Origin of the sequence: Pseudomonas sp. HMWF006, from assembly GCF_003061205.1 — a bacterium.
GTDB lineage: Bacteria > Pseudomonadota > Gammaproteobacteria > Pseudomonadales > Pseudomonadaceae > Aquipseudomonas > Aquipseudomonas monsensis.
On the sequence record NZ_QAIU01000012.1, the window covers coordinates 1 to 2,970 of the forward strand.

The 2,970-nt window shown below is 59.2% G+C and carries 3 protein-coding genes; all 3 read right to left on the reverse strand.

Going from position 1 to position 2,970, the window contains the following annotated elements:
• The coding region (locus tag DBR24_RS00285) for a dienelactone hydrolase family protein (RefSeq protein ID WP_128613542.1) at nucleotides 1-502 on the reverse strand (502 nt) is incomplete at its 3' end.
• A 67-nt stretch (nucleotides 503-569) separates the two neighbouring features.
• Nucleotides 570-2,474 (reverse strand): molecular chaperone HtpG, encoded by a 1,905-nt coding sequence (htpG, locus tag DBR24_RS00290; protein WP_128613543.1) that lies wholly within the window; start codon nucleotides 2,472-2,474, stop codon nucleotides 570-572.
• 81 nt (nucleotides 2,475-2,555) lie between these two features.
• The coding region (locus DBR24_RS00295; protein WP_146188917.1) for a PaaI family thioesterase at nucleotides 2,556-2,970 on the reverse strand (415 nt) is incomplete at its 5' end.

A 2,970-nucleotide genomic window follows, 5' to 3' on the forward strand; every position in this document is an offset into this window, starting at 1 on the left:
GCACCAGCACCGAGCCCTTGATGTTCTTCGCGTCTGCCGGGTTCGGCGAATCCAGCGTACCGTGGAACGACACCGCCGCCTTCACCGGCACGCCCGTGCGCGCCAGATCCAGTGCGCAGCAACCGCCGAAGCAGAAACCGAACACCGCCAGTTTCGAGGTATCGACCGCCGCCTCGCCCTGCTTTTGCAACTGCTCGAACGCCGCCTGCATCCGCTTGCGCAGCAGTGCGCGGTCGTCCTTCAGCGGCATCATCGCGGCGCCTGCCTGATCCGCGTTTTGCGGACGCACGGCCTGACCGTACACGTCGGCAATCAACACCACGTAGCCCTTGGCCGCAACTGACTTGGCGATTTCTTCCGCGCCAGCGCTGACGCCCATCCAGTTTGGCGCCATCAACAGGCCCGGGCGTGCGCCCTTGTGCTCGGCGTCAAACGCCAGACGACCTTCAAAAGGCTGGCCATCAAGCTGATAGACCACAGAACGTACAGTGACTTGGCTCATTTCTGACTCCTGAATGTTAAACACCAGAATGAAAAAACCCGCCGAAGCGGGTTTTTCTACAACGTGATTAAGCTGACAGCTCAACCAGCAGCTTGTTCAGACGGGTCACGTAAGCGGCCGGGTCTTTCAAGCTCTCGCCAGCCGCCAGAGCGGCCTGATCGAAGAGGATGTGCGACAGGTCGCCAAAACGCCCTTCGTTCTGCTCGCCGTCGAGTTTCTCGATCAGCGGGTGGCTCGGGTTGAATTCGAAGATCGGCTTCGAATCCGGCACTTTCTGGCCGCTGGCTTCAAGGATCTGGCGCATTTGCAGGCCCAGGTCCTGTTCGCCAATGGCCAGAATGGCTGGCGAGTCGGTCAGACGGTGGGACACGCGAACCTCGGCAACGGAATCGCCCAGCGCGGTTTTCAGGCGCTCGACCAGACCTTCTTTGGACTTGGCGACTTCTTCTGCGGCCTTCTTGTCCTCTTCCGAGTCCAGGTTGCCCAGATCGAGATCACCGCGTGCCACGTCAACGAAGGTCTTGCCGTCGAATTCGCTGAGGTAGCTCATCAGCCACTCGTCGATGCGGTCGGTCAGCAGCAGCACTTCGATGCCTTTCTTGCGGAAGACTTCCAGGTGCGGGCTGTTCTTGACCTGCGCGTAGGTTTCGCCGGTGAGGTAGTAGATCTTGTCCTGACCTTCCTTGGCGCGGGCCAGGTAGTCGGCCAGACCGACGATCTGCTCGCCGTCGTCGCCATTGGTCGATGCGAAACGCAGCAAACCGGCAATTTTTTCCTTGTTGGCGAAATCTTCTGCCGGGCCTTCTTTCATGACCTGACCGAAGTTCTTCCAGAAGCCCTTGTATTGCTCAGGCTCGTTTTTCGCCAGTTTTTCCAGCATGTCCAGTACGCGCTTGGTCAGCGCGGTTTTCATCGAGTCGATGATCGGGTCTTTCTGCAGGATTTCCCGCGACACGTTCAGCGACAGGTCGTTGGAGTCGACCACACCCTTGATGAAGCGCAGGTACAGCGGCAGGAAGGACTCGGCCTGATCCATGACGAACACACGCTGCACGTACAGCTTCAGGCCTTTCGGCGCTTCACGCTGGTACAGGTCGAACGGTGCACGGGCCGGCACGTACAGCAGCGAGCTGTATTCGAGCTTGCCTTCGACCTTGTTGTGGCTCCAGGCCAGCGGGTTTTCGAAGTCGTGGGCGATGTGCTTGTAGAACTCCTGGTATTCCTCGTCCTTCACCTCAGTGCGCGGACGGGTCCACAGGGCGCTGGCGCGGTTGACGGTTTCCCATTCAACTTCAGGCTTCTCTTCGCCTTCGGCAGCGGCCACTTCTTTCGGCAGCTCGATCGGCAGCGCGATGTGGTCGGAGTACTTCTTGATGATGTTGCGCAGACGCCAGCCATCGGCGAACTCGTCTTCACCGGATTTCAGGTGCAGGACGATGCGGGTACCGCGCTCTGGCTTATCGACAGTGGCGACTTCGAACTCGCCCTCGCCTTTTGACGACCAGTGCACGCCTTCGCTGGCGGCGGTGCCGGCGCGACGGCTGTACACGTCAACCTTGTCGGCAACGATGAAGGCGGAGTAGAAGCCGACACCGAACTGGCCGATCAGGTGCGAATCCTTCTTCTGATCGCCCGAGAGATTCTTCATGAAATCGGCGGTGCCCGATTTGGCGATGGTCCCCAGGTGGGTGATCACATCGTCACGGTTCATGCCGATACCGTTGTCTTCGAGCGTGACGGTCTTGGCGTCCTTGTCGAAGCTCACACGGATTTTCAAGTCAGCGCCACCTTCGAGCAACTCAGGCTTGGCCAGGGCTTCGAAGCGCAGCTTGTCGACAGCGTCAGAGGCGTTCGAGATCAATTCGCGAAGGAAGATTTCCTTGTTGGAATACAGCGAATGGATCATGAGGTGCAGCAGCTGCTTTACCTCGGTCTGGAAGCCCAGGGTTTCCTTTTGAGTTTCCACACTCATGGTCATCAAACTCCAATCAGATGGCATTGGCCGCGACCCGAATGGTCGGCGGCGGGTTGTTCACTGAGTTGGGGGCAGCGTTCAGGATTTCAAGGGCTCATCAATTTTGAAGTGCGCGCGGGCGGTGGCAATCGGCTCGCTTTCGGTACTTTGCCAGGCGGTCACGGCAACGTTGGCGACGCGTCGCCCCTGGCGGCAGACCTGACACTTGGCCCAGGTGTCGCGAAACTGCCCGCCCCGCAGATAATCAAGGGAGAAGTCGATAATCTTCGGTACACCCGGTGCGCCGGTGAAGATCAACAGATGCAGGGCGGCAGCCAGCTCCATGAACCCGGCAATCACCCCGCCGTGGATCGCCGGCAGTAAAGGGTTACCAATGTTGTCCTTGTTCGCTGGCAGCTTGAACAGCAGATCATCGCCGACCCGCGAGCATTCGATGCCGATCAGGCCGGCATATGGAATCAGCTTCAGTAACGGTGCGTAATCACCCTGAGCG

Bases quoted from the DNA above. Each gene is read 5' to 3' on its own strand.
- htpG (WP_128613543.1), bottom strand. From the start codon at position 2,474: ATGAGTGTGGAAACTCAAAAGGAAACCCTGGGCTTCCAGACCGAGGTA.